Source organism: Solidesulfovibrio aerotolerans, assembly GCF_009856865.1.
GTDB lineage: Bacteria > Desulfobacterota > Desulfovibrionia > Desulfovibrionales > Desulfovibrionaceae > Solidesulfovibrio > Solidesulfovibrio aerotolerans.
On sequence record NZ_WVUD01000001.1, the window covers coordinates 109,294 to 133,755 of the forward strand.

Consider the following 24,462-nt stretch of genomic DNA (forward strand, 5'->3'; position numbering starts at 1 on the left):
TCGTTCAATGCTTGCGAAGCGCTCTCGCGCAATACACGAGGAACGAAAAATGAAAAAAATCGGATTTATCGGGCTGGGCATCATGGGCAAACCCATGTGCCGCAATCTGCTCAAAGCCGGCTATCAGTTGACCGTCTATAGCCGCTCCGAAACCAACGTCGCGGCCGTAACCAGCCACGGCGCGGCCTATGCCCCGTCGCCGGCCGCCGTGGCCGAGGCCAGCGATGTGGTCATCACCATGGTCCCGGATTCGCCCCAGGTGCGCGAGGTGGTCCTGGGCGAGGCCGGCGTCGCAAAGGGCGCGCGCGCCGGGCTTTACGTCGTGGATATGAGTTCCATCGCTCCCCTGGCCAGTCGGGAAATCGCGGCCGAGCTGGCAGAAAAGGGCGTGCGTTTCCTCGACGCCCCGGTCAGCGGCGGCGAACCCAAGGCCATCGACGGCACCCTGACTGTTATGGTCGGCGGCGATGCGGCCGATTTCGAGGCCGTCGCCCCGGTGCTGTCGGCCATGGCCGCGGCGGTGACCCGGGTTGGCGAGGTCGGGGCCGGCAACGTGGCCAAGCTGGCCAACCAGATCGTGGTGGCGCTCAACATCGCGGCCATGTCCGAAGCTTTTGTCCTGGCCGCCAAGGCCGGAGTGGAGCCGGAGCTGGTCTATCAGGCCATCCGGGGGGGGCTGGCCGGCAGCACGGTGCTGGACGCCAAGGCCGGACTGGTCATGGATCGCAAGTTCGATCCCGGTTTTCGCATCAAGCTGCATGCCAAGGATCTGGCCAACGTCTTGCAAACGGCCCACGAGTTGCACGTTCCCCTGCCGTTTACCGCCTCGGTCATGGAAGTCATGCAGGCCATGCTGGCCGATGGCTGCGGCGAAGACGACCACGCCAGCATCATTCGGTATTTTGAGAAACAGGCCAAGGTGACGGTTTCGCGGTAATGCGGCGGTGTAACGAATATTCGGCACTATTGCGGTCCCGTCTGCCAGCACGCGAGACGAGGCCGGGAACCGGCGTCCCCGGACGCCGCCAAGGAGACAGGCATGCGCAGTCGGAAACTGGCTTTTGTCCTGGCCCTGGCCTTGTGCCTGGGCACGGCCTGGGCCATAGCCGCCAAGGTCATGAGCGTATCGGTGCGCGACGGGCAGGTCCGCGAGACCCCGTCGTTTCTGGGCAAGATCGTGGGCAAGGCCACCTACGGCCAGTCCGTGGACGTGCTGGAAGAGCAGGGGGACTGGTCCAAGGTGACCGTGTCCGGCGGCGTGGCCGGCTGGATGCACAAGACCGCGCTTACCACGGGAAAATTGGCCATGTCCGGCGGTTCGGCCGCTCCCGGCAGCGTGTCGGGCAAGGAAATGGCCCTGGCCGGCAAGGGTTTTTCCGCCGAGGTCGAAGCCGATTACAAGCGCAGCCATGGCGGTAACTTCGCTGCTGTTGATGCCATGGAGCAGGTCAGCTACACGCCCGCCGCGTTGTTGGCTTTTTTGAGCAAAGGCGACGTCAAGCCGCAAGGAGGCGGGCGATGAAACTGCGTACGCTGCTTCCCTGCGCGGCTTTGGTCCTGGCCGCCCTGGCTCTGTACGGCTGCCGCAATCCTGAGGGGCTTTCCCAGGCCCTTGGCTCGTTTGGCAGCATCGGCGGCGCACCGGTCGGCGACTATGCCGCCTCGGCCGTCAAGGGGGTCACTGCCGTGGCCCACGCCGCCGAAGACTTCAACCCGCAGCAGGAATACTACATCGGCCGGGCCGTTGGCGCGTCGCTTCTGGCCAAGTACCAGCCCTACAACAACGCCGCCGCCAACACCTACGTTAACGAAGTGGGCCAGTCCCTGGCCATGTTCTCCGACATGCCCCAGACCTACGGCGGCTACCACTTCCTCATCGTCGATTCGGCCGAGATCAACGCCTTTGCCGCCCCTGGCGGGTTGATCTTTATTACCCGCGGCATGCTGCGCTGCTGTTCCGGCGAAAACGCCCTGGCCGCTGTTTTGGCCCACGAGATTGCCCATGTCCAGGGCAAGGACGCCCTGCGGGCCATCAAGCGCGCCCGCACCACCGAAGCCCTGGCCATTATCGGCGGCGAGGCCGTCAAGCACGCCGGCGGCGCGCAGCTTTCCCAGCTGACCAACCTGTTTGCCGACTCCATCGGCGACATCATGACCACCATGGTCAACAACGGTTACTCCCGCACCCTGGAATACCAGGCCGACAAGACTGCCGTGGCCATCCTCACCCGCACCGGCTACGCCGCCGCCGGGCTGCCCGCCATGTTGGCCGAAATGCAAAAGCGCCTCACCCCCGGCGGTGCGGACTTCGCCAAGACCCATCCCAACCCCGGCGACCGTATCACCGAACTGGCCAATCTGGCCCGGGTGGCCGAGGTTAACGAACCAGAGGTCCGGGCCGCCCGCTTCAAGGCCGCTCTGGGCAATATCTAGCCCGGCCGCGACGGTTGCGATTGCTTCCCGTGCCGGGGACCGTATCCGGTCCCCGGCAACACCCAGCCGGATACCAACACCCATGAGCCAGCCAACCACCGCCGCCGCAACCCCGGCCTCCCCGGCCGCGCCGCCCGATGCCCACCGCGACATCTTTCGCAAACGCCTGCGCCATGGCCTGACCGCCGGACTGGTCGGACTGGCCGCCGCCTGGCTGCTTTCGTTAACCGGCATAACCGACGCCTTCGAGGCCCGCAGCTTTGACTGGCGCGCCCGTCTGCTCGCTCCCAAAACGTCTGCCACGGACGCGGTGCGTCTGATCCTTCTCGATCAGGCCAGCCTGGACTGGGGGGCCAAGGAAAATGGCCTGTCCTGGCCCTGGCCCCGGGAAGTCTATGGTTTTATTTTGGATTTTTGCCGCCGGGGTGGTGCTGCCGGTGTGGCCTTCGATGTGCTCTACACCGAACCCTCAGCCTACGGCGTGGCCGACGACACGGCCCTGGCCGAGGCCGGCCAACGGCTGGACAAATTGGCCCTGGCCGTTTTTTTGGGCCGCGAAACCGGCGAGGATACCACCTGGCCGGCCGCCATGCCGGCCCCGTCCCTGGCCGTGGCTGGCCTTAACCCCTGGCTGGCCGGCCTGCCGCCGGACGTTGCCCCCGTCTATCCCAAGGCCGCCTTCCCTGTGCCGGAGGTGGCGGCCGGAGCTAAAATACTGGGCAACGTCAGCCAGGAACCCGATCCCGACGGCATCTACCGCCGGGTGTCGCTGTTTGGCGTCTTTGACGGCCGGCCCGTGCCGAGCCTGTCCCTGGCCGCTTTTATGCTGCGCCACCCCGGCGTTTCCCTGGATGTGGCCCCGGGTGTGTTGCACCTGGGCAAGGCCACCATCCCGCTTGATCCCTGGGGCCGGGTTATCCCGCGCTGGCGGGCGTCCTCCGCCTTTCCGGCCGTGTCTGCCGCTGCTGTCATTCAAAGCGAACTGGCCTTGCGCGACGGCGGCACGCCGGCCCTTGACCCGGAAATATTTCGCGACCGCTTTGTGCTCTTTGGCTTTTCCGCTCCGGGCCTGCTGGATATGCGCCCCTCTCCGGTGGCCGGTGTCACCTCGGGGGTCGAAATCCACGCCCAGACCCTGGAAAGCCTTTTGTCCGGCGATTTTGTGCGCGACACCCTGCCGCGCGTCGATTGGGTCGTCACCGCCGTCCTGGCCCTTGTTTCCGGGCTGGCCGTGTCCCTGGCCACCGGGGCCATGGCCGGGGCGGCCTGCGTTATCCTGCTCGTGCCGCTGCCGGGCCTGCTGGCCGTGGCCGCCTATGCCCTGGGCCTGTGGCTGCCCCTGGCGTTGCCGGAAACCGCCGTGGCCGCCTCCCTGGCCACAGCCGTGCTCATCGGCTACGCCACCGAGGGCCGTCAGAAGCGCTTTATCAAAACCGCTTTCCGCCAATATTTAAGCCCTGCCGTCATCGAACAGCTCATCGCCAACCCCGACCGCATGGCCCTTGGCGGCGAATTGCGCGAGCTCACCATCTTTTTCTCCGACCTCCAAGGCTTCACCAGCATCTCCGAAGGTCTCGGTCCCCAGGAACTGACCGCTTTTCTCAATACCTATTTAACGGCCATGACCGACATCATTCTCGAAGAAGGCGGCACCGTGGACAAATACGAAGGCGACGCCATCATCGCCTTCTGGAACGCCCCACTCGACCAGCCCGACCACGCCACCCGGGCCGTACGCACGGCCCTTCGCTGTCAGCGCAAACTGGCCGAGATGCGCCCCCTTTTCGATACCATGGTGCATCGCGAAGTCATCATGCGCGTGGGCCTGAATACCGGCCCGGCCGTTGTCGGCAACATGGGATCCAATTCCCGCTTCGACTACACCATGCTCGGCGACGCCGTGAATCTGGCCTCGCGCCTGGAGGGCATCAACAAACAGTTCGGCACCCAGACCATGATTTCCCAAGCCACCCGCGATGCCATGGGAGAGACCATCGCCGCCCGCACCCTGGCCCGGGTGGCCGTGGTCGGCCGGGCCGAACCCGTGGTGGTCTCCGAACCGCTGTGGCCTGAAGAAGCCGCCGAGCGCGCCGAAATGCTCGCCGTCTACGCCAAGGCCCTGGACGCCTTTATTGCCGGCCATTTTGCCAAGGCCCTGGAACTGTTTTGCCAAATTGACAAAATCGATCCCGCCGCCGCCTCCTATGTCGTGCGCTGCCGCGATTGTCTGGCCGTGCCGCCCGTGGCGTGGAAGGGCGTGTGCGTGATGACCTCAAAGTAGTGCCACTTGTGCCTCGCGCGGCCCGGCCCAGGACCGCCTTTATCGTCGGGTGTGCATGATGACCGCGACGGAGTGCCGTCCGTGCCTGTCTACTTGCGGGCGCAAAAAAGCCCCCCGGTCTCCCGGAGGGCGCAAACAGCGAAAAAAGGGCGCGGGCTCAGCAATCGCCCGGGCGCTTGGGTTTGTCAGGCGGCAGTGTGAGCGCATAGAGGTAGAGGGCGACACAGATCAGGCCGGCAATCCAGATCACGGTATTGGCGCTCATTGCTCCATCCTCCTCGTCAGATGCAAGCTCGTGGTAATTGCCACGACGTTTTAAAGCAATGCCCCCCCGTCGCGGGGGGCCGGGGGGATCATCCCCCCGGCAGGGTTCGGGGCAGCGCCCCGATTCTCCCTTAAAACATATACCGCAAATAATAACCGCAGGTCGGATAGGCCCAGATCGCGTCGCGAAGGGCCTTGGCCGGCAACCCCTGGCGCATGGCCAGGGCCACGACGTTTATGATCTCGTCGGCGGCGTGGCCGAGGATGTGCGCGCCAAGAATCTGGTCGGTGTCCGGCGAGACAAGGGTTTTGGAATAGCCCGGGTGCTCGCCCAGGCGTTGCCAGGGGAAGGCGTCACTTAAGTCGTATTCCTTTTTGGTATACGCGATGCCCTGTGCCTGGCAGTCGGCCTCGGTCAGCCCGGCCATGGCCAGGGGCGGTTGGGTGAAAAGCACGCTGGGCGTGCCGGTGCGGTTTATGGGCGTGGTGTTGCCGGTGAGCATGTTTTCGGCGGCCACGCGGCTTTCCAGGTCTGCCGTCGGGGTCAGGGCATAGGGCGCGTCCAGGCAATCCCCGGCGGCGTAGACAGCGGGGTTGGTAATACTTTGCAGGAATTCGTTGACGCGGATGCCGGCCGGGCCGGCGGCAACATTGGCCAGATCAAGGGCCAGACCCCGTATGTGCGGCGGCCGGCCGGCGGCGTTGACCACCATATCGGCGGCAATCTCCAGGTCGGGGACGCTTAAACACAGGCCGTGCGCCTCCTTGTCGATGCGCGTCACCGGGGCGTTGGTATGCACAGCGATGCCCATGGCCCGGGTGGCCGCGACCAGACGGGCCACGGCGTCGGCGTCAAAGCGGCGAAGGGTGGCGTCCCCGTGGGTGAGGATGGTGGCCCGCGCGCCGCACACCGCCGCCAGATGGGCCAGTTCAAAAGCCACAAACCCGCCGCCGATAAAAACAAGGCGGGCAGGGAGCTTTTGAAGGGCCAGGAAATCGTCGCTGGTGGCCAGGTGTTCGACCCCGGGGAAGTCAAAGCGCCGATGGGTTGCGCCCACGGCGAGAAGGATTTTTTTGGCGGCAATGTCCGTGTTGCCGGCGCGCAAGGTATTGGGGCCGGTAAAGGCGGCCCGGGCGTGGATCACCTCGATGTCGGCCTTGCGGTAGTCTTCGGCCAGCCACGGGGCCACGGGGTCAATAAAGGTTCGGGTAAAGGCCGCCATGGCCGGCCAGTCGGGCTGCGGCTCGCCGGTGAGGCCCTTGCCGGCCAGATGGCGGGCCATGCCCACGGCCTCGGCCGGTCCCATGAGCACCTTTTTGGGATTGCAGCCGGTGTGCGGGCACACGCCGCCCAAAAGGCCGGATTCAAAGATAGCCACGGACCAGCCGGCTTGGCGGCAACGTCTGGCCGCCGGGCCGCAGGCCGGGCCGCCACCGATGATGGCCAGATCGTAAGAGCTTGTCATACAAATTTCCTCATAGGCCGGGCGCGGGCGCCGCAGCGGTTTGGCTTTCAGTATTTTTCCGTTACCATGATTTGTGCGATCGCCATAGGGGGGCCGGTGTAATTTGGCAAAAAGGAGGCGGCATGGGACAGCGGGGCGAGTACGATCTGGTGGTTTTGGGCGGCGGTGCGGCCGGGTTGACGGTTACGGCCGGGGCGGCGCGCCTGGGTGTGCGGGTGCTCCTGGTCGAGAGCGAGGGCGCCCTTGGCGGCGACTGCCTGCATTATGGCTGCGTGCCAAGTAAAACCCTCATTGAAACGGCCCGGGTGCGCCATCTGGCCGGCCGGGCCACGGATTTCGGGCTGCCGGCCATGCAAACCGCTCCGGTGGATTTTGCGGCCGTGCGCCAGCGCATCACGGGCGTCATTGCCGGCATCCAGGCCCATGATGCGCCGGACCGGTTTCGCCGGCTGGGGGCCGAGGTGCATTTCGGGCAGGCCCACTTCGTTGATGACCATGCCCTGGAGCTTGACGGCCGGCGGATAACGGCCGACCGCTTTGTCATCGCCACCGGCTCGCGGGCGGCCGTGCCCGACATTCCGGGGCTGGCCGAGGCCGGGTTTCTGACCAACCGGGAACTGTTTTCGCTGGAAAAGCTGCCGGCCTCGCTCATAATCCTTGGCGGTGGGGCCATTGCCGTGGAGATGGGCCAGGCCTTTGCCCGCCTGGGCAGCCGGGTGACCATCGTGCAGCGCAGCCGGCAACTGCTGTCCCGCGAGGACGCTGATCTGGCCGCTGTCGTGGCGGCGGGCCTGACCGCTGACGGCGTGGACGTGCGTCTGGGCACGACGGTCGAATCGGTGGCCGGACCCGATGCGGCCGGGCTGCGCACGGTGACCGTCCTTGATGCGGGCAAGCGTCTGGAAATTGCGGCCGAGGCGATCCTCGTGGCCATGGGGCGCACCGCCAACCTGGAAGGGCTGGGCCTTGACGCGGCCGGTATTGCCTATACACAAAAGGGGCTTGGGCTGGATGCGCGGCTGCGCACATCCGCGCCCCACGTGTTCGGGGCCGGGGATGTGACGGGCGAGCATCAATTTACCCACGCCGCCGGCTACGAGGGCGGCGTGGTGCTGGCCGGGGCGGTCTTTCGACTGCCACGCCGGGTCGATTACGCCTTTATGCCGCGCTGCGCCTTTACCGATCCGGCCCTGGCCGCCGCCGGCCTGACCGAAGAGGCGGCCAAGGCGGCCGGGCTGCCCCATACCGTGGTGGTCGAGCCTTTTTCCGGCAACGACCGGGCCAGGGCCGCCGGCGAGACAGCCGGGCTGGTCAAGCTGGTCCTGGGCCGGCGCGGCAGGCTCTTGGGCGTTGGCATCGCCGGGGCCGGTGCCGGAGAACTGCTGGCCCAGTGGCTGACGGCCCGGGCCGGCAAGGTGGGCCTGTCCACCCTGGCCGGCACGACGCTGCCGTACCCGACCCTGGCCGAAACCGGCAAACGCGCCGCCGGCCGGCCGCTGGAGAGGAAACTCTTCTCGCCGCTGGTGCGACGGATACTGCGGCTGGTGTTTGGGTATCGCGGGTAGGAAAGACAGGAGATGCCTCCGGCGGCCGGGAGGGGGTAACCCCCTCCCGGACCCTCCCTGACAGGGGGTAAGGGGCTTTGCAACAAGGTGTCTCAGGTGGGCCGGGCTCCTTTGAGGGGAAAGTTTTTACCGAGGGATGGATTACGATTGTGACGGGATGTGGCAAGCCGGTGCTGGTGATGGTGCTCAAGGGGTATCCGCGGATCTCCGAGACGTTTATTTCCAATGAGATTCTGCTCCTGGAGCGCCTGGGGTTTACGGTGCGCATCGTGTCCATGCGCCAGCCCCGGGAGGATTTTAACCACGCCTCGGTGGATCGCATCCGGGCCGAGGTGGTCTATCTGCCGGAATATATCCTGCCGGCCCTGGGACGGTTGCTGGCCGCCAATTGGCGCACGCTTTGCGCCCACCCCCGGGGCTGGCTGCGGGCGGCGGGGCTTATGCTGCGCCATTTTATCGAGTCGCCCAAATCGGCCACCATAAAGCATCTGCTCCAGGCCGGCCTTGTGTGCCAGCAGGCCCTGCGCCCTGGCGAAGCGCCCCATCTGCACGCCCATTTTGCCCATTCGCCGACGTCCGTCGCCGTGTTTGCCGGGCTTATGAGCGGCGCGCCGGTGAGCTTTACCGGCCACGCCAAGGATGTCTGGACCCAGAATCCGGCCCGACTGGCCGAAAAGATCGGCCGGGCCGCCTTCGTGCTCACCTGCACCATGGCCAACGTGTCGTATTTAAAAAAGCTCTCGCCAAACGGCACGCCGGTCTTTGGCGTCTACCACGGCATCGACCTGACGCTGTTTGACGGGCAGGGGGCGCGCCCTGCCGCCGGTCCGCCGTACCGTCTGCTCTCCGTGGCCCGCCTGACCGCCAAAAAGGGCCTGGATACGGTGCTGGAGGCCTTGGCCATCCTGGCCGGGCAGGGCCTTGACTTCACCTACGATCTGGTGGGCGCGGGCGAGGACCGCGAAGAGCTGGCCGGGTTGGCGGCCCGGCTGGGTCTGGCCGAGCGGGTGCGGTTTCACGGCGCGTTGCCCCATGAAAAAGTGCTCGACCTCTACCGCAGCGCCCATGCCTTTGTGCTGGGTTGCCGGGTGTTGCCAAACGGCGACCGCGACGGCGTGCCCAATGTCGTGGTGGAAGCCATGGCCATGGGGGTGCCTGTGGCGGCAACTGACGTTTCGGCCCTGCCGGAGCTGGCCCGCAACGAGGAAACAGGGCTCACCTGCCCGCCCAACCAGCCTGCGGCCCTGGCCGGCAACATCGCCCGGCTGCTCACCGAGGCCGGCCTGGCCGAGCGCCTGACCGGGGCGGCCCGGGCGGCCGTGGTCCAGGATTTCGACAACGCCGCCAACACCCGCCGGCTGGCCGCCATTTTTGCCCGTTACGCCGGCTCGCCGCCGGGCCTCTTCGCGGCCGGGATCAATCTGTGAACGTCGCCTTCTACGCGCCCTTTAAGCCCCTTGATCATCCCGATCCCTCGGGCGATCGCACCATCGGCCGGGAACTGGCCGCAGCCCTGGCGGAAAAGGGGCTGGCCCTGACGGTGGCCAGCCGTTTCCGGTCGCGCTGGCTCTCGGCCCGCCCCCGGCTTTGGCCCCAGGCGTTTCTGGCCCGGCGAAAGGCCCTGGAAGCGGCCTCCCGGGCCAAAGCGCAGGCTTTTCTCACCTACCACGCCTATTACAAATCCCCGGACGTCATCGGTCCCTACGTGGCCCGGGAGCTGGGCATCCCTTATGTGATCTTTCAGGGCGTTTTTTCCACCAAACAGCGGCGCAGCCTCAAAACGCGGCTGGGCTATGAACTGAACCGTCGTTCGCTGCTGGCCGCCGATCTGGTGATTTCCAATCGCCGCCTGGACGTGGAAAACCTGCGCCGGCTTTTGCCCGAGGCAAAAATCGCCTACGTGCGCCCGGGGATTGATCCCGAAGCCTTTGCCTTTGACGCCGCCGCCCGGCGGCAGTTGCGCCAGGACTGGGGCGTGGGCGCGCGGCCGGTCATCGTCACGGCGGCCATGTTTCGCAACGACGTCAAGACCCGGAGTCTGGCCTATCTTTTTGCCCGGCTGGGCGAATTGGCCCGGACCTGGCTGGATTTTTATCTGGTGGTGGCCGGCGACGGCGAGATGCGCGACATGCTCACAGCCCTGGCCGCCAAGGAGCTGCCGGGACGGCATCGCTTTTTGGGGCGCGTGCCCCGGGAACAACTGGGGGCCGTTTTCAGCGCCGGGGACGTATTCGCTTTTCCGGGCATCCGGGAGTCGCTGGGCATGGTCTATCTCGAAGCCCAGGCTGCCGGGCTGCCGGTGGTGGCCCTGGCCGACGGCGGCGTACCCGAAGTGGTTCAGGACGGGCACACCGGACTGCTGACCCCTCCGGGCGACGACGCCGCGTACGGTGAGGCTGTGGCGGCGCTTCTCGGGGATCGGGAACGTCGCCTGGGACTGGGCGAGGCGGCCCGGGCCAGCGTGCGCGAGCACCATGACCGCTCCCGCAATTACGGGGCTGTGGCCGGGATGCTGCGGCGCCTCGCCGGGCAGGGGTGAAAAAGGCCCTGGCCCAACCCGGCGGGGGTGTGGTAAAAATCCGCAACGTTGCACGGCTGTACGCTATTTTGAGGGACCGAGGGCAACCCCGGCCAACGGACGGAACTGCCTGTTGGGGCAGGCGGGAGCCTTGATGGCCAAATTGCACGAAACGCCGCTGCGCGATCTGCCGCCGGCAACGCTGCTCACCCTGGGGCTGTGGACCACGGCCGCCCAGGCAGCCGAAGCTTTGCTCGGGGCCGGGGTCGGCGAGGCCCTGGTGCTGGACGGCGGCCGGCCGCTCGGCGTGGTCACCACCCGGGGCTTGGCCCGGGTGCTGTGCCGCAACCCCGTTCAGGCCACCCATCTGGCCGTGCGCGATGTCATGGACCCGGTGGCCGTTTCCCCGGCCAGCGACTTTCTTCCAGCCGCCTTGCGCCATCTGCTGGCTGCGCCGTCGCGGCGTCTGGCCGTGGTGGATGCCACCGGCCGGGCGCTCGGCATGCTGGCACCGTATCACGTGGCCCGGTTGTGCGGTGCAAACGACGAGTTGGCCGACCGAACCGTGGCCAGCGTCATGGCCCGGTCCGTGGTCACGGGGGCGGTCGGCGAAAAGCTGACCGCAGTGCTCGGCCGCATGGTGCGCATGGGCGTGGGCGGCGTGGTGGTCACCGAAGACGACAAGCCGCGCGGCATGTTCACCGCCCGCGACGCCGTGCGTCTGTTGGCCGGCGGCACGGTTGTCGAAGATGTGCTGGTGGACGCGGTCATGCGCGCTCCGGTGGCCGTGGTGTCTCCCCAGTTGCGTCTGGCCGAGGGTTTGGCCGGCATGGACGGCGCGGGCGCGGGACGCCTGGCCGTCACCGATCCGGCCGGCTATCTGCTGGGGCTTCTCACCTGGACCGACGTGGCCGCCGCCCTGGCCCACATCCTGGCCGATGCCGAGGCCACGCGCCTTCGCGAGCAGGCCGAGCGCTACCGCGACCTTTACGACAGTGCCTCCCAGGGGCTTTTCCGTCTCGATCTGAAGGGCCGGCTGGTGGCCGCCAACACGACCCTGGCCCGGCTTTTCGGCTACCGGGACGTGGCCGACTGTCTGCGCCAGTCCCGGCAAAGCGCCCATCCCCTGCGCCTGGACGGGCCGGAGCGCCGCGAGACCCTCGTGCGTGCCCTGTCCCAGCCTGACGCCGTGGCTTTTGAAACCCAGGCGCTTGGCCGCGACGGCAGCGCCAAGCGCGTCTACTGCGTCATGCGGGCCGTGCGCGACGCCGTGGGGACGCCCACGCTCCTCGAAGGCTCCTGCGCCGATTTTCCCGTGGGTGTCCCCCCCGAATCCCTGGTCGCCGACGAAACCGGCTACCGGTCCATTGTCGAGCACCAGACCGAACTGATCTGCCGCTTTGCCCCTTCCGGCCGCCTGACGTTTGTCAACGCCGCCTTCGCCCGCTACTGGAGCAAGAGTCCCGAGGCCTGCGTGCAGGAGAATTTTCAGCCCGAAATCCATGCCGAGGATGCGGCGGTGATGGCCCGGCGCATTGCCGCGTTGTGTCCCCATCGCCCGACCACCGGGTTCGAGCATCGGGTGTTGCGCCCCGACGGCCGCATCCGCTGGCAGCGCTGGACCCATCGGGCCATTTTTGATGCTGCCGGCGAACTGGTCGAATATCAGGCTGTTGGCCGCGACATCACCTCGCGCAAGCTGGCCGAGGCCCGGTTGCGCCAGCAGCACGACCTTTCCCGGGCCATGCTCGAAGCCCTGCCCCTGCCGGTTTTTTTCAAAGACGCGGCCGGGCGCTACACCGGCTGCAACCGGGCCTTCGAGCGCCTGCTCGGCATGCCCTGCGGGCAGTCGCCCGGCGGTTCCCTGGACGCCCTGGTGTCGCAATTTGATTTCGCCCGGGAATGCGAGGAGGGCGATCAGGCCCTGCTGGCCCGGGGCGGCGGCCAGATTGTCGAGGCGGTGGTGGCCGGTCTGGCCGGTCCCCGCACCCTGGAAATGCACAAGACCGTGGTTGGCCAGGACGCGGGCGAGGCCGGGGCCGAAAGCGGCATTGTCGGCGTGGTGTTGGACGTCACCGAACGCAAGCGGGTCGAAGCGGCGGCGAAGCGGGTACGCGACGAACTGGAAATGTCCTTGGCGGCCCGGACCGCCGAAAGCAGTCGCGTAAGCCGCCAGTTGGCCCTGGAAACCAGCCGCCGGGAAGAACTGGAAGAGGCCCTGCGCAGTCGGGAAAGCTTTCTTGATGTCGTCCTGGCCGGCATCCAGGACGGCGTGAGCGTCCTGTCCCCGGATATGGTCGTTCTTTCGGCCAACAGGGCGCTGCGGGCCATGTATGCCGGCCGGGGCGACCTGGACGGGCAGCGCTGCCACGAAATCTACCACGGCCTGCCGGCACCGTGCCCGGACTGCCCGTCGCTGCGGGCCATGGCCACCCGCAAGCTGGCCATTGGCGTCGTGCACAAGGACGATCCGGCCGATTCCAGCGGCTGGGTGGAGCTTTTCTGTTATCCCCTGCTGGATGCGACCGGGGCGGTGACGGCCGTGGTCGAAATCGTGCGCGACGTCACGGCCGGCAAAAAGCTCGAAGCCGAACTGGCCGCCGCCCTGGAGCGGGCCGAAGCCGCCAGCCAGGCCAAGGGCGCTTTTCTGGCCAACATGAGCCACGAGATCCGAACGCCGCTTAATGCCGTGCTCGGCTACGTCCAGCTCATGCTGCGCGACCGCCTGGAACCCCGGCAGCGCGAACGCCTGGCCGTGGTTGAGGAGTCCGCTTCCACGCTGCTCTCCATCATCAATGACATTTTGGACTATTCCAAGATCGAGGCCGGCCGGCTGGAGATCAAGGCCGAGTCCTTCGATCTGCCGCGCTGTCTGGACGCCGTGGTCAAGGAGCAGGAAGTGCTGGCCCGGGACAAGGGCCTGCGGCTGGGGCTGGAATTGTGTGCGGAGTTGCCGAAAAATGTGCGCGGCGACGGTTTGCGCCTGCGCCAGATCCTGCGCAATCTGGTCAACAACGCCGTGAAATACACCGAGCAGGGCAGCGTGTCCCTGCGAGCCACCGTCCTTGAGCGCGACCCGGTGCCGGGGGGGGGTGGGGAGCGGGCGGTGCTGCGTTTTTCCGTCGTCGATACCGGTGTCGGCATCCCCGGCGAGCAGTTGGCCACCATCTTTGACAGCTTCACCCAGGTGGACGGCGGGCTGACCAAGCGGCAGGCCGGCACGGGCCTGGGGCTGGCCATCTGCCGCCGGCTGGCCGGGCTTATGAGCGGCGGGGTGTTCGTGGACAGCGTGCCGGGCAAGGGCAGCGTTTTCTGGCTGGACTGTCCCTTTGAACTGGCTCCGGCCGTGGGGCCCGGGGTGCGTTTCGACCCCTTTGCCGTGCCCCGGCGCGAACTGCCGCCGAGCCTGCGCATCCTGCTGGTGGAGGATAACCGGGTCAACCGTATTTTTGCTTCGGATCTGCTGGAAAGCCGGGGTCATGAAGTGATTCTGGCGGAAAACGGCCGGGTGGCCCTGGAATACTTGGCCGCCCACGCCGTGGATGTGGTTCTTATGGATATCCAGATGCCGGTGATGGACGGGCTGGCCGCCACCCGGGCCATCCGGGCCGGCCACATGGACATCGATCCGGGCTTGCCGGTGGTGGGGTTGTCGGCCTACGCCATGGATCAGGAGCGCGAGCGTTTCCTGGCCGCCGGTTTTGACGACTACATCATAAAGCCCATCGACGTGGAGCTGTTTTTTACGGTGGTGGCCCGGGTGCTGGCCCGGCGCGGCCGGCCTCCGGTGGGGGCGCTCCCCTGCGATGCGGCCCGCCTTGGCCCGATCATCGACACCGACGCCTTGGCTGCGCTCTACCGGGGCAAGGTCGGGCTCCTTACCCGGGTCGGGCGGGAGTTCGTCTCGTCGGTGCCGGAGCAGCTTGAAGCCTTAAGCGCCGCCATGGGCCAGGGCGATCTTGCCGTATGCGAACGCGTGGCCCATACCCTGAAGGGCAATGCCGCCATGTTCGGGGCCGGGGCCATGCGCACACTGGCCGCCGAAGCCGAACTGGCCGCTGCGGCCGGTGATGTGGAGCTGGTCAGGACCCTGGCTCCGGCCCTGACCGACGCCTGTCAGGCCGTGGCCACGGGCATGGGCGAATTTCTCTGCCGGCTGGAGTAGGCGGGCTTCCCGCAAAGGCTGGCCGGGCGATCCAGAGCAAAGGATGGACGCTGATGTCGCGCTGCGTTTTCTATCTTGTGCGCCACGCCCCGACCCTGTGGAACCTGGAGCGGCGCATTCAAGGCCAATGGGACAGCGAACTGGCCCCGGCCGGTCTGGCCGCGTGCGAAATCCTGGCCCCGCAGCTCGCCGGGCTGGCCCTGTCCCGCATTCTGGCCAGCGATCTCGGCCGGGCCAAGTCCACGGCCGGCATCCTAAATCGCGTCCTGCGCCTGCCGGTGACCCTGGACCGGCGGCTTCGCGAGCAGCATTTCGGCGAATGGACCGGCAAATACTGGCGCGACATCCCGGCCGCCGACATTGCCGCCGCCGAGGCGGCCGGCTGGCATTTCCAGCCCCACGGTGGCGAATCCCGGGCCGATGTGCGCTCCCGGGCCGAACACGCCCTCATTGACGCCGCCCGGGCCAATGCCGGGCGCAACGTGCTGGTGGTCACGCATCAGGGCGTGGTCAAGGCCGTGGTCTACCATCTGCTCGGCCGGGCCTATCTGCCGGACGAACCGCCGGCCTTTGACCGCCGCCTCATCCAGCAGGTGGTGTGCCAGGGCGGTGTCCTGACCCTTGGCCAGCTCGACATCGATCCGGCCGCATTGTGAGAATCGCCCTCTACTGCCAGCATGTGCTGGGCATGGGGCATCTGTTTCGCACCCTGGAAATCCTGGCCGCCCTGGACGGGCATAAGCGGCTGCTCATCCTTGGCGGCCCGGACACGCCGGCCGCGCTTCCGGCCGGGGTCCGTTTGCTGCGCCTGCCCCCCCTGGCCATGGACGCCGACTTTCGGGCCTTGACCCTGGCCGGGCCGGCCCTGGAAACGGCCAAGGCCACGCGGCGGGGGCGGCTTCTCGAGGCGTTGGCCGCCTTTTCCCCGGACGTTTTTTTCGTCGAACTCTATCCCTTTGGCCGTAAGGCCTTTGAATTCGAGCTGATCCCGGCCCTGACCGCTGTACGCGAAGGGCGGTTCGGACCGTGCCGCGCCGTGTGCGGCGTGCGCGACATTCTGGTCGAAAAAACCGATCAATCCGCCTACGAGGCCCGGGTGCTGGAGCGGCTGGCCCGGTATTTCGACGCTGTGTGCGTCCATGCCGACCCGGGGCTGTTTCCGCTCTCGGCCACCTTTGCCCGGGCCGGCGACATTGCCGTGCCGGTGGTGCATACCGGGTATGTGGCCCCGCCGGCCATCCGCTCCCGGTCGGTTGCGGCGGTGCGCCGGGCGCTTGGTGTGGCGGCCGGGCAGGAACTGCTGGTGGCTTCGGCCGGCGGCGGCAAGGTGGGCTGGGAAGTGTTGGCCGCGACCCTGGCCGCCTGCCAGGAGCAGCCACGGCTGTCTGCGGCGGCGGTGCGGGTTTTTTCCGGGCCGTTTTGCGACGAGGGGGCTTTTGCCGGTCTGGCTGCGGCGGCCGGCAGGCTGCCGGACGCCCGGGTGGCCCGGTTCACCGACGGCTTTGCCGACATTCTGGCTGCGGCCGATCTGTCGGTGAGTCTGGCCGGCTACAACACGGTGATGGGTATTTTGGCCGCCGGCTGCCGGGGGCTGGTCGCGCCGTTTGACCAGAACCGGGAGCAGCGGCTGCGGGCCACGCGCTTGGCCGAATTGGGGCTTTTGGGCGTCCTTGGGCCGCCCGATCTGGCCCCGGCGGTCCTGGCCGGGCGCATGGTTGCGGCACTTGGCGGACCGCCGCCGCCTGCGGGGGGTATCGATCTGGACGGAGCCCGGGGGACGGCCCGGTTTCTGGAAACCCTGGCGGCCGGCACCGGGGCCGGTCTAGCGTCTGAGAAAAAGCGCATCCCCTGAGGCGATACGTCCGGCTGCGTCCCGGAAAAAATCATACACCCCGACCAGCTCCAGCCCGAAACCTTCCAGATAGGCCGCAAGTTCCGGCAACAGGGCCTGTCCGGCGTAAAGCGGATAGAGCGCCGTCTCGGCCACCACCACCCGCACCCCGGACAGCAGGCCGGCCGCGCCGCGAAGGGCCGGCAACTCGTAGCCCTGCAAATCCAGCTTGATGACATCGGCCCGGTCCAAGACCGCGTCCAGGCGCACCACCGGCACGTCCACGGTTTCGGTCACGGCGAGTTCCTGATCGGCGTACTTGTCCTGGATGCCCGACGGCGCATAGAGCGACGACAGGGTGGGGCGCGACATGACGGTCAGCGGCAAAACGGCGGCCGTCTCGCCCAGGGCCTGGGGATACACCGTCACCCGGGCGTCATCGGTAAAGCGTTTGCCCAGCTTGCGGGCCAGTTCGGGCTGGGGCTCGAAGGCATGGAGCCGGGCCCTCGGCAGGGCCGTTAACAGCCGGGCGGCCACCCGGCCCTTGTTGGCCCCGCCGTCCACCACCACCGGCGCAGCCGGCAGCCGGGTGGCCACAAGACGCGTGATCCAGGCTTCGGTGCTCATGGCCGGCCCGCTCCGGAGTCACCAATGGTGCCCGGGCGGTCGGGCCGGGCGTTGGCCGCGTCGTCCTCGGCCGCCTCGTCGTCCTCGTTATCCTCTGGCGGCTCGGACAGCGGATCGATGGGCAATTGCACGGTGAAGACCGCTTCGCCGCCGTGTTGGGAAAAGGTTAAGGAGCCGCCCATGTTTTTGACCACGCGGTAGGCCAGCGGCAGGCCCAGGCGCTCATCGCCTTCCTCGAAGGGCAAAAAGAGCAGTTCCGGATCGATGACGGCGCGTCCCGGGACAAAGTCCACATCCAGGTGGGCGTAGCGGGAGTGGCGCGAGGTGGCCAGTCGGATGTCGCCGCCGGGAGAAACCCGGCTGACGGCAAACCGTACCAGCGAGGCCACCACCTGGGTGAGCAGATCCGGGTCGAGGCGCAGTTCCGGCAGGCTGGCGGCCAGTTCGCTGCGGGGGGTGACAGCCCGGGCGGCAAACTCCGGGGCCAGGAAATCCAGGGCGGCGATGACGATGGCCCGCAGGGAACACAGGCGCGGCCGCAGGTCCACGGGGTGGAGGTAATTGCTGATCTTGTCGAGAATGTCTTCCAGCCTCCGGGCCTCGGCCAGGATGATGGCGGCCTCGCGATTTTCGGGCATGCGGGCTTGCAGACGATGGGCGAAGCCGGCAATGGCAAACAGCGGATTTCTGATTTCATGGGCCACCTCGGCCGAGATGGCCCCGAGAGTCTTGAGCTTTTCCTCCTGGACCACAAACCGTTCAAGCTCCACCCGGTCGGTGATGTCGACCAGGATGCCCTCGATGGCGGCTGCTTGTCCGTCGCGCTCACTGTGGGCCGAGGGGATGGCCCGGAGCAGGGCGTGGATGGTTGCGCCGTTTTTGTGCACAAACCGGCACTCCTCGGTATGGGCTTTGCCCAGGGGGGACAGGCTGCGGCGCAGGCAGGCGACAATACGGTCGCGGTCTTCGGGATGCATGCGGGCCGTGAAAAACCCGGGGGTGTCCAGGGCCTCGGTCCGGGTAAAGCCGAGCAGGGAGCGGCAGAATTTGTTGATAAAGGCCAGTTCCAGGTCGTCGCCAAGGACAAAGACCAAAAGCGGCAGATTTTGCACGAGGTTGAAATAGCGGTTTTGGGCCAAGCGCACGGCCCGGGACAGTTGTTCGCGTTCCAGGACCGCGTCCAGGGCATGGCCGAGCAGATCAAAGCTGATGATGGGTTTTTGCAGATAGTCTGCCGCACCCAGGCGAAAGGCCTGGATCACGCCCTCGATGCCGTCCTGGCCGGAGATGACGATGACCGGCGGCGGGCCGGCTTGCTGGGACAGGGCCTTTAAGACCCCGAACCCGTCAAGGGCGGGCAGACGCAGATCGAGCAGCACGACATCGGGGCGCTGGGCCGCAACAATCTCGAGTGCCCGGAGGCCGTCGGCCGCTTCGAGCACGCCGTAGCCGGTCAGGGCAAGCCAGACACAGACGGACTGGCGGACATCCGCGTCGTCTTCGACCACCAGGATTTTGGCGTTTTTGTCGGGCATGGCAGGCCTCCTGTGCACTGGTCCTCTGGTCAAGGATACGTCGTATTGCGAAAAACCGCCAGCCGGCGGGGGCTTGCGAGGACATTGCCGGCAGCGTGTTTTTAGTGTTGCAAAAATGTGAACTTTGAATTAGTCCGAAAAGCGTCAGGTCGATCCGGGCGGAAAGCCGGGCCTTGGAGAGGGCTGCGGCTGACCTTGTCCGACCGGGATGGGCATGACGACGGCAACGGCAAGTTCGACAAAAACGTCATCAGAGGGGGGGAACCCATGAACGCGGCAGATACCGCATTCGTGCTCATTTCGGCGGCCCTGGTCATGCTCATGACCCCGGGTCTGGCTCTGTTTTACGGCGGCATGGTCCGGTCCAAGAACATCCTTGGCACGCTCATGCACTCCAACATCCTGCTTGGCACCGTGTCCATCCTGTGGGCCATTGTCGGCTACAGTCTGGCCTTTGGCGGCGACGTCGGCGGCATCATCGGCAACCTGGATTTCATGTTCTTAAAGGGCGTGGGCACTGCGGCCAAAGAGGGCATTGACAACATCCCGCACTCGGCCTTCATGATCTTTCAGTGCATGTTTGCTGTGATCACCCCGGCGCTCATCTCCGGTGCCTTTGCCGAGCGTATCAAATTTTCCGGCTTCCTGCTCTTTACCACCCTGTGGCTGCTCCTGGTCTACTGTCCCATGGCCCACTGGGTCTGGGGCGGCGGCTGGATGGCCAAGATGGGTGCCTTGGATTTTGCCGGCGGAGCTGTCGTCCACATGAGCTCCGGTGCCTCGGCCCTGGCCGCCGTCCTCTATCTGGGACGCCGCCACGGCTACGGCAAGCAGTCCTTTATTCCGCATAACCTGCCGCTGACCGTCCTTGGTGCCGGCATCCTCTGGTTTGGCTGGTTCGGCTTTAACGCCGGTAGCGCCCTGGCCGCCAACGGCCTGGCCGCCTCGGCCTTTGTGACCACCCATCTGGCCGCCGCTGCTGCCGCCATCAGCTGGATCGTGGTGGAGTGGTTCCATCGCGGCAAGCCCACGACGCTGGGCATGGCCTCCGGTGCCGTGGCCGGTCTGGTCGCCATCACCCCGGCCGCCGGCTTTGTCGAGCCCATGCCGGCCATCCTCATCGGCCTTATCGCCGGCGGGTTGTGCTACGGTGGCGTGCTCGCCAAAAATATCTTCAAGTATGACGACGCCCTGGACGTGGTGGGTATCCACGGCCTTGGCGGCACCTTCGGCGCGCTGGCCACCGGCCTTTTCGCCACCAAGGCCGTCAATGAGCTGGGCAACGACGGCCTGCTCTACGGCAATCCCGAGCAGCTGTGGATCCAGTTTGTCTCCGTGGTCGCCACCTGGGCCTTCTGCTTCGTCATGACGCTGATCCTTTTCAAAGTCGTGGACGTGCTGGTCGGTATTCGGGTAAGCCAGGAAGACGAGAACAAGGGGCTGGATGTCAGCCAGCACAGCGAAGTCGGCTACCAGCTCTAGGGTAGGAAAGGAGCGCGTCATCATGAAAAAGATCGAAGTTATCACCCGTCCGTATAAGCTTGACGAGATCAAGGAAAAACTGACCACGCTGGGCATCAAGGGCATGACCGTCTCCGAGGTCAAGGGCTTTGGCCGCCAGCGCGGGCATACCGAAGTCTACCGGGGCGCCGAATATCAGGTCGATTTCGTGCCCAAGGTCAAGATGGAACTGGTGGTCGAGGACGCCGTGGCCGCCGAGGTCATCAAGGGCATCCAGGCCGCTGCCCAGACCGGTGAAGTCGGTGACGGCAAGATCTTCGTCTCCACCATTGACGAGGTCATCCGCATCCGCACTGGCGAGACCGGCAACGCCGCTGTCTAATATGTGGCGCGGTGTCCCCGCGCGCAGCAAACGCTCAGAACAACCGGGAAGGGGGGAAGCCTCCTTCCCGGTTGTTTAATTGTCCGGGAGTACGCCCCATGCAGTCCGTTAGCGACAGGCCGCCAAGCGCTGCCATGCTGGTCGAGGGCAAGGCCCTGTGCGACGCCGCCCTGGCCGCCGGGCAGGTGGACGTGGCCTATGTGGCCGCCCTGGCCGACGTCTACGACCGGTATTTCCGGGAACGGCTGGCCGAATATCAGGCTGAGACAGGCAACCCGGCCGATTTCGCCCTGGCCGCAGTTGGCGGCTACGGCCGCCGGGAATTGTGCCCGGCCTCGGACATCGATGTGCTGGTGCTCTACGGCGAAACAGCGCCGCAGACGGCCCCGGAACTGGCCCGGTTCCTTTTTTTCCCCTTGTGGGATCTGGGCGTGGAACTCGGCCATGGCGTGCGCACCGTCGGCCAATGCCTCGATCTGGCCGGCCAAGACCCCAAGGTGCTGGCTTCCCTGATTGATCTGCGCTTTCTGGCCGGCGATGCAGCGGTGACGCAACTCCTGGCCGAGCGGCTTGCCCGCGAGGTCTTCCCGGTCCACGCTGCCGGCTTGGCCGACTGGCTGGCCACGGGCAACGCGGCCCGGGGCCGCTCCTACGGCGATGCCGGCGGCATGCTCGAACCCAATCTGAAAAACGGCCTGGGCGGACTTCGCGACTGGCAGCAGGTCCGATGGCTGCTGCGCCTGGACCCGTGCGGCGACGAGGATTGCCGGGTGCTGGCCGACGATCTGGCGGCGCTTGACGCTGACGCCCGGTTCGTGCTCACGGCCCGGATGCATCTGCACCGCTTTTGCGGTCGCAAAAACGACAAATTGTATTTTGAATTTCAGGAGCGCGTGGCCGAGGCCATGGGGTTTGGCCCCAAGGGCGACCGGGCGGGCGTGGAACGCTTTTTGGCCCAGTTGCTGCGGCGCATGGCCGATATCAAGGCCCTGCGCCTGTCGGTCTGGCCGCTGCTGGCCGGCGGGGTGGGGGCCATCGATCTGGCCGCCCCGGCCAAGCTCCTCGCCCCGGGTATCGAAGAAGCGCCCGAGGGCCTGCGTTTTGCGGCGCACGTCTCGGATACGGCCGCCAGGGAACTGATTTTCCCGCTGTTTGCGGCCTGCGCCACAACCGGCCGGCCGCCCTCCCACGACACCCTGCGCCGGCTGCGGGCCATGGCACCGGAACTTGGCCGGCTGGCCGGGGTGTCGCCGCGTACCGGACGTCTCATCTATGACAGCCTGGGAGAGATCATGGCCGCCGACGTGTCCGGCGTGGCCATGGACGCGGTCATGGCCACCGGCATCCTGCGGGCCGTGCTGCCGGAATTCGCCCGGGTCGAGGATTTGGTGGCCTATGATGTCTACCACGTCCATCCCGTGGGCCGGCACAGCCTGGAGGCGGTGCGCCTTTTAACCGAAATCCGTGTTGGCGGCCCGGACCGGGCCAGGGATCTGCTCGCCGGTCTGGCCCGGCCGGAACTGCTCTACTGGGGGCTGTTGCTCCACGATGTGGGCAAGGGGCTGGGGGGCGGGCACGCCGAAAAAGGGGCGCAACTGGCCGAGGACATGCTGGCCCGGCTCTCGGCCCCGGCTGAAGCCCGCCATGCCATTGCCGCCTTGGTGCGCGAGCATCTTATCCTGCCGGAAACCGCCACCGGCCGCGATCTGGCCGACCGGGACATCGTGGCCCGGGCGGCGGGCCGCATCGCCACCGTGGAAACCCTCGACATGCTGGTCCTTATTGCCCGCTGCGACGGGTTGGCCACCGGTCCCCAGGCCTGGACGGGCTGGAAGGAAAGCCTGGTCTACGATCTGGCCGCCAAGGTGCGCGCTGCCATCGAGCAGGGGCGGCTTTTCGACGCCGGGGATGCCCGGGTCATGCTGGCCACCCGCGACCGGCTGCGGGAAATGGCCCGGGACCGCTTTACCCCCGAGGCCCTGGAGCAGATGCTGTTGGCCATGCCGCCGCGCTATCTGGTCAGCCAGCCGGTGGAGGCGATTCTCGGCCATCTCGATCTGCTGGCCGAGCTTGACGCCACCGTCGCCGAGGACCGGCGCATGCGGCCGGTTGAGCGGGCCGGGCGGGATGTGGCCGCGTTGACCCAACAGCCCCTGCCGAGCGGCGAGGGCTTTGCCGTCACCGTGGCGGCCCGGCGGGTGCGCGAACTGTTTCCCACCGTCACCGGCGTCCTGGCCCTGCACGACCTCTCCATCCATGACGCCGATATCTTTCAATGGGAGGATGGTGTGAGCATCCTGGCCCTTCGCACCGGCAATCCGCCGGATGTGCTGTATAGCGACGAGGTTTTTGCCCGGGTCGCCCGGGCCGTGCGCTACGCCCTCTCGGGCAAGCTTTTTCTGGCCTACCGGCTGGCCCAGAAGCGTGCTTCGTTTGCATCGGCCACGGTTCCGGCCGGTCCCAAATCGCCGCCTACGGTTGCCCTCAATAATAAGGCGTCCGATCTCTACACGATTATCGACATCTCCTGCGACGACCGGGTGGGGCTTTTATACGACATCGCGCGAACCCTGGCCGAACTGCATCTGGAGACGCATCTGGCCAAGGTCATGACCCCGGCCGGCCGGGTGCGCGACGTGTTTTACGTGCGTGGTCTTAACGGGCGGCGCATTGAAGACCAGGAGCAGGCCGACGAGATCAAGGCGGCCTTGCTGCACCGCCTGGCCGAGCCCTTGTGCGCCACGGGCTAGTTTCCGCAAATGGGCCGCAATCTTCTGTTTTTAACCGACGCGTCGTGGTGGCGGTGCTTGACGCGCCGCGTCGAAGCGGCAATAAAAGGGTTGTGAGAGCCGGGCTGCGGCAGTGTGCCGCAGCCGACAAGGAGCCTGCATGACCGACCACGCTTGCGTTAGCGTTCCGCGCATCGGCGATCCGGCCCCGGATTTTGAGGCCGAAACCACCCACGGCATCCTGCGGTTGGAAGACTTCCGGGGAAGCTGGCTGGTGCTTTTTTCCCATCCGGCGGATTTTACGCCGGTCTGCGCCTCGGAACTGGTGGCCTTTGCCGGGGTGCGCGAGACGCTGCGGGCCATGCACTGTGAGTTGCTCGGCCTTTCGGTCGATTCCATCTTCTCGCACATCGCCTGGGTGCGCTCGCTTCGGGAGAAATTCGATGTTGCCATCGATTTTCCCCTTATCGCCGACACCACCGGCGAGATGGCCAGACGCTACGGCATGACCATGCCGGCCGAATCGCCCACCGAGCCTGCCCGAATGGTTTTTGTCATCGACGACCGGCAGTTTGTCCGGGCGTTTATGGCCTATCCCATGACCACGGGACGCAACGTTGCGGAAATCGTGCGCCTTGTCGCGGCGCTTCAGGCCACCGACGCCCATGGCGTGGCCACCCCCGCCGGCTGGAAACCCGGTGACGGCGTGCTGGCGCCGCCGCCGCGAACCCAGGCCATGGCCGAAGAACAGGCCCAGGCCGCCGGTCCGAACTGCCCGGATTGGTATTTTTGCAAAAGAGAGCTGTCATGACTGCCGACATGTACGACGCCGCCGAAGCCACCCCCCAGGTCAAGCCCGACGGATCGCTCACCCAGTCTGCCAAGGACATCCTGCGGGTCTGCGATCCGCCGGCCACCGAGGAAGACATCAGTCGGGCCGTGGTACGGCATTTTTCCCAGGTCCAGCCCATGGTGCGCGATCTGGTCAACCTGGGCCTGCTGGAAGATTGCAACGGCCGTCTGGCCGTGACCGACTACGGCCGGGAAAAACTGGCCCGCTAAGTCGCCGCGCCCGCTGCTGGCCGGCCGCGTCTCAAGCGGGACCGATTCCGGGCGGGCGCGGCCTGCGTGCAGCCGGTTGGCTCCACCGCGCTCTTGAGCCGGACTGGTCCCGGGCGAACGTGTCCGGTTGCAGCCGGTTGTCG

At 66.7% G+C, this 24,462-nt stretch carries 18 protein-coding genes; 15 read left to right on the forward strand and 3 right to left on the reverse strand.

Annotated elements, in window-relative coordinates; genetic code table 11:
- Positions 1-7: 7 nt before the first annotated feature.
- From garR to GTA51_RS21170, 4 genes are all read left to right on the forward strand, one after another.
- Positions 8-937, forward strand: coding sequence for a 2-hydroxy-3-oxopropionate reductase (gene garR / locus GTA51_RS00465; RefSeq protein WP_160957775.1), 930 nt, complete (start codon positions 8-10; stop codon positions 935-937).
- A 102-nt stretch (positions 938-1,039) separates the two neighbouring features.
- The gene (locus GTA51_RS00470; protein ID WP_160957777.1) at positions 1,040-1,522 is read left to right on the forward strand and encodes an SH3 domain-containing protein; all 483 of its coding nucleotides are present in this window, start codon (positions 1,040-1,042) and stop codon (positions 1,520-1,522) included.
- Positions 1,519-2,433 (forward strand): M48 family metalloprotease, encoded by a 915-nt coding sequence (locus GTA51_RS00475; protein ID WP_160957779.1) that lies wholly within the window; start codon positions 1,519-1,521, stop codon positions 2,431-2,433. Before GTA51_RS00470 ends, GTA51_RS00475 begins: the two co-directional genes overlap by 4 nt.
- A gap of 82 nt (positions 2,434-2,515) precedes the next feature.
- Complete coding sequence (locus GTA51_RS21170; RefSeq protein WP_160957780.1) at positions 2,516-4,714, forward strand: CHASE2 domain-containing protein; 2,199 nt, start codon at positions 2,516-2,518, stop codon at positions 4,712-4,714.
- Between the two features lie 395 nt (positions 4,715-5,109).
- Here GTA51_RS21170 and GTA51_RS00485 read toward each other — a convergent pair whose 3' ends face one another.
- Positions 5,110-6,444 carry a dihydrolipoyl dehydrogenase family protein gene (locus GTA51_RS00485; protein WP_160957782.1) on the reverse strand — a complete coding sequence of 445 codons (1,335 nt, stop codon included), beginning with the start codon at positions 6,442-6,444 and terminating at the stop codon, positions 5,110-5,112.
- A gap of 122 nt (positions 6,445-6,566) precedes the next feature.
- On the opposite strand from GTA51_RS00485, the gene GTA51_RS00490 reads away from it, so the two are divergent.
- From GTA51_RS00490 to GTA51_RS00515, 6 genes are all read left to right on the forward strand, one after another.
- Positions 6,567-8,009, forward strand: coding sequence for a dihydrolipoyl dehydrogenase family protein (locus GTA51_RS00490; protein ID WP_160957784.1), 1,443 nt, complete (start codon positions 6,567-6,569; stop codon positions 8,007-8,009).
- Between the two features lie 179 nt (positions 8,010-8,188).
- Positions 8,189-9,436 carry a glycosyltransferase family 4 protein gene (locus GTA51_RS00495; protein ID WP_160958123.1) on the forward strand — a complete coding sequence of 416 codons (1,248 nt, stop codon included), beginning with the start codon at positions 8,189-8,191 and terminating at the stop codon, positions 9,434-9,436.
- Positions 9,433-10,548 carry a glycosyltransferase gene (locus GTA51_RS21360; protein ID WP_160957786.1) on the forward strand — a complete coding sequence of 372 codons (1,116 nt, stop codon included), beginning with the start codon at positions 9,433-9,435 and terminating at the stop codon, positions 10,546-10,548. Before GTA51_RS00495 ends, GTA51_RS21360 begins: the two co-directional genes overlap by 4 nt.
- Positions 10,549-10,681: 133 nt before the next feature.
- The gene (locus tag GTA51_RS00505; protein WP_160957788.1) at positions 10,682-14,692 is read left to right on the forward strand and encodes a PAS domain-containing protein; all 4,011 of its coding nucleotides are present in this window, start codon (positions 10,682-10,684) and stop codon (positions 14,690-14,692) included.
- 53 nt (positions 14,693-14,745) lie between these two features.
- Entirely contained in the window at positions 14,746-15,348 is a 603-nt protein-coding gene (locus GTA51_RS00510; protein ID WP_160957789.1) for a histidine phosphatase family protein, read from the forward strand.
- On the forward strand, positions 15,345-16,544 hold the full coding sequence (locus GTA51_RS00515) for a glycosyltransferase (RefSeq protein ID WP_160957791.1): 1,200 nt from the start codon (positions 15,345-15,347) through the stop codon (positions 16,542-16,544). The genes GTA51_RS00510 and GTA51_RS00515 overlap by 4 nt, the downstream gene beginning before the upstream one ends.
- On the opposite strand, the gene GTA51_RS00520 is transcribed toward GTA51_RS00515, so the two are convergent.
- Both GTA51_RS00520 and GTA51_RS00525 read right to left on the reverse strand, forming a co-directional pair.
- Positions 16,515-17,150, reverse strand: a complete 636-nt coding sequence (locus tag GTA51_RS00520; protein WP_160957792.1) for an FkbM family methyltransferase — start codon at positions 17,148-17,150, stop codon at positions 16,515-16,517. The genes GTA51_RS00515 and GTA51_RS00520 overlap by 30 nt on opposite strands.
- Entirely contained in the window at positions 17,147-18,685 is a 1,539-nt protein-coding gene (locus GTA51_RS00525) for an ATP-binding response regulator (RefSeq protein WP_160957794.1), read from the reverse strand. The genes GTA51_RS00520 and GTA51_RS00525 overlap by 4 nt, the downstream gene beginning before the upstream one ends.
- A gap of 267 nt (positions 18,686-18,952) precedes the next feature.
- On the opposite strand from GTA51_RS00525, the gene GTA51_RS00530 reads away from it, so the two are divergent.
- From GTA51_RS00530 to GTA51_RS00550, 5 genes are all read left to right on the forward strand, one after another.
- Positions 18,953-20,167 (forward strand): ammonium transporter, encoded by a 1,215-nt coding sequence (locus GTA51_RS00530; protein WP_160957795.1) that lies wholly within the window; start codon positions 18,953-18,955, stop codon positions 20,165-20,167.
- Positions 20,168-20,189: 22 nt separating this feature from the next.
- Positions 20,190-20,528 carry a P-II family nitrogen regulator gene (locus tag GTA51_RS00535; RefSeq protein ID WP_160957797.1) on the forward strand — a complete coding sequence of 113 codons (339 nt, stop codon included), beginning with the start codon at positions 20,190-20,192 and terminating at the stop codon, positions 20,526-20,528.
- Positions 20,529-20,626: 98 nt separating this feature from the next.
- Entirely contained in the window at positions 20,627-23,278 is a 2,652-nt protein-coding gene (locus tag GTA51_RS00540) for a [protein-PII] uridylyltransferase family protein (RefSeq protein WP_160957798.1), read from the forward strand.
- A 139-nt stretch (positions 23,279-23,417) separates the two neighbouring features.
- Positions 23,418-24,068 (forward strand): peroxiredoxin, encoded by a 651-nt coding sequence (locus tag GTA51_RS00545; protein WP_160957800.1) that lies wholly within the window; start codon positions 23,418-23,420, stop codon positions 24,066-24,068.
- The gene (locus tag GTA51_RS00550) at positions 24,065-24,319 is read left to right on the forward strand and encodes a hypothetical protein (protein ID WP_160957801.1); all 255 of its coding nucleotides are present in this window, start codon (positions 24,065-24,067) and stop codon (positions 24,317-24,319) included. The genes GTA51_RS00545 and GTA51_RS00550 overlap by 4 nt, the downstream gene beginning before the upstream one ends.
- Positions 24,320-24,462: the final 143 nt, after the last annotated feature.

What these genes read in the sequence shown, in the direction of transcription:
- garR (WP_160957775.1), top strand. Translation starts at nt 8, where the DNA reads ATGCTTGCGAAGCGCTCTCGCGCAATACACGAGGAACGAAAAATGAAA.
- GTA51_RS00470 (WP_160957777.1), top strand. Translation starts at nt 1,040, where the DNA reads ATGCGCAGTCGGAAACTGGCTTTTGTCCTGGCCCTGGCCTTGTGCCTG.
- GTA51_RS00475 (WP_160957779.1), top strand. Translation starts at nt 1,519, where the DNA reads ATGAAACTGCGTACGCTGCTTCCCTGCGCGGCTTTGGTCCTGGCCGCC.
- GTA51_RS21170 (WP_160957780.1), top strand. Translation starts at nt 2,516, where the DNA reads ATGAGCCAGCCAACCACCGCCGCCGCAACCCCGGCCTCCCCGGCCGCG.
- GTA51_RS00485 (WP_160957782.1), bottom strand. Translation starts at nt 6,444, where the DNA reads ATGACAAGCTCTTACGATCTGGCCATCATCGGTGGCGGCCCGGCCTGC.
- GTA51_RS00490 (WP_160957784.1), top strand. Translation starts at nt 6,567, where the DNA reads ATGGGACAGCGGGGCGAGTACGATCTGGTGGTTTTGGGCGGCGGTGCG.
- GTA51_RS00495 (WP_160958123.1), top strand. Translation starts at nt 8,189, where the DNA reads ATGGTGCTCAAGGGGTATCCGCGGATCTCCGAGACGTTTATTTCCAAT.
- GTA51_RS00505 (WP_160957788.1), top strand. Translation starts at nt 10,682, where the DNA reads ATGGCCAAATTGCACGAAACGCCGCTGCGCGATCTGCCGCCGGCAACG.
- GTA51_RS00510 (WP_160957789.1), top strand. Translation starts at nt 14,746, where the DNA reads ATGTCGCGCTGCGTTTTCTATCTTGTGCGCCACGCCCCGACCCTGTGG.
- GTA51_RS00520 (WP_160957792.1), bottom strand. Translation starts at nt 17,150, where the DNA reads ATGAGCACCGAAGCCTGGATCACGCGTCTTGTGGCCACCCGGCTGCCG.
- GTA51_RS00525 (WP_160957794.1), bottom strand. Translation starts at nt 18,685, where the DNA reads ATGCCCGACAAAAACGCCAAAATCCTGGTGGTCGAAGACGACGCGGAT.
- GTA51_RS00530 (WP_160957795.1), top strand. Translation starts at nt 18,953, where the DNA reads ATGAACGCGGCAGATACCGCATTCGTGCTCATTTCGGCGGCCCTGGTC.
- GTA51_RS00535 (WP_160957797.1), top strand. Translation starts at nt 20,190, where the DNA reads ATGAAAAAGATCGAAGTTATCACCCGTCCGTATAAGCTTGACGAGATC.
- GTA51_RS00540 (WP_160957798.1), top strand. Translation starts at nt 20,627, where the DNA reads ATGCAGTCCGTTAGCGACAGGCCGCCAAGCGCTGCCATGCTGGTCGAG.
- GTA51_RS00545 (WP_160957800.1), top strand. Translation starts at nt 23,418, where the DNA reads ATGACCGACCACGCTTGCGTTAGCGTTCCGCGCATCGGCGATCCGGCC.
- GTA51_RS00550 (WP_160957801.1), top strand. Translation starts at nt 24,065, where the DNA reads ATGACTGCCGACATGTACGACGCCGCCGAAGCCACCCCCCAGGTCAAG.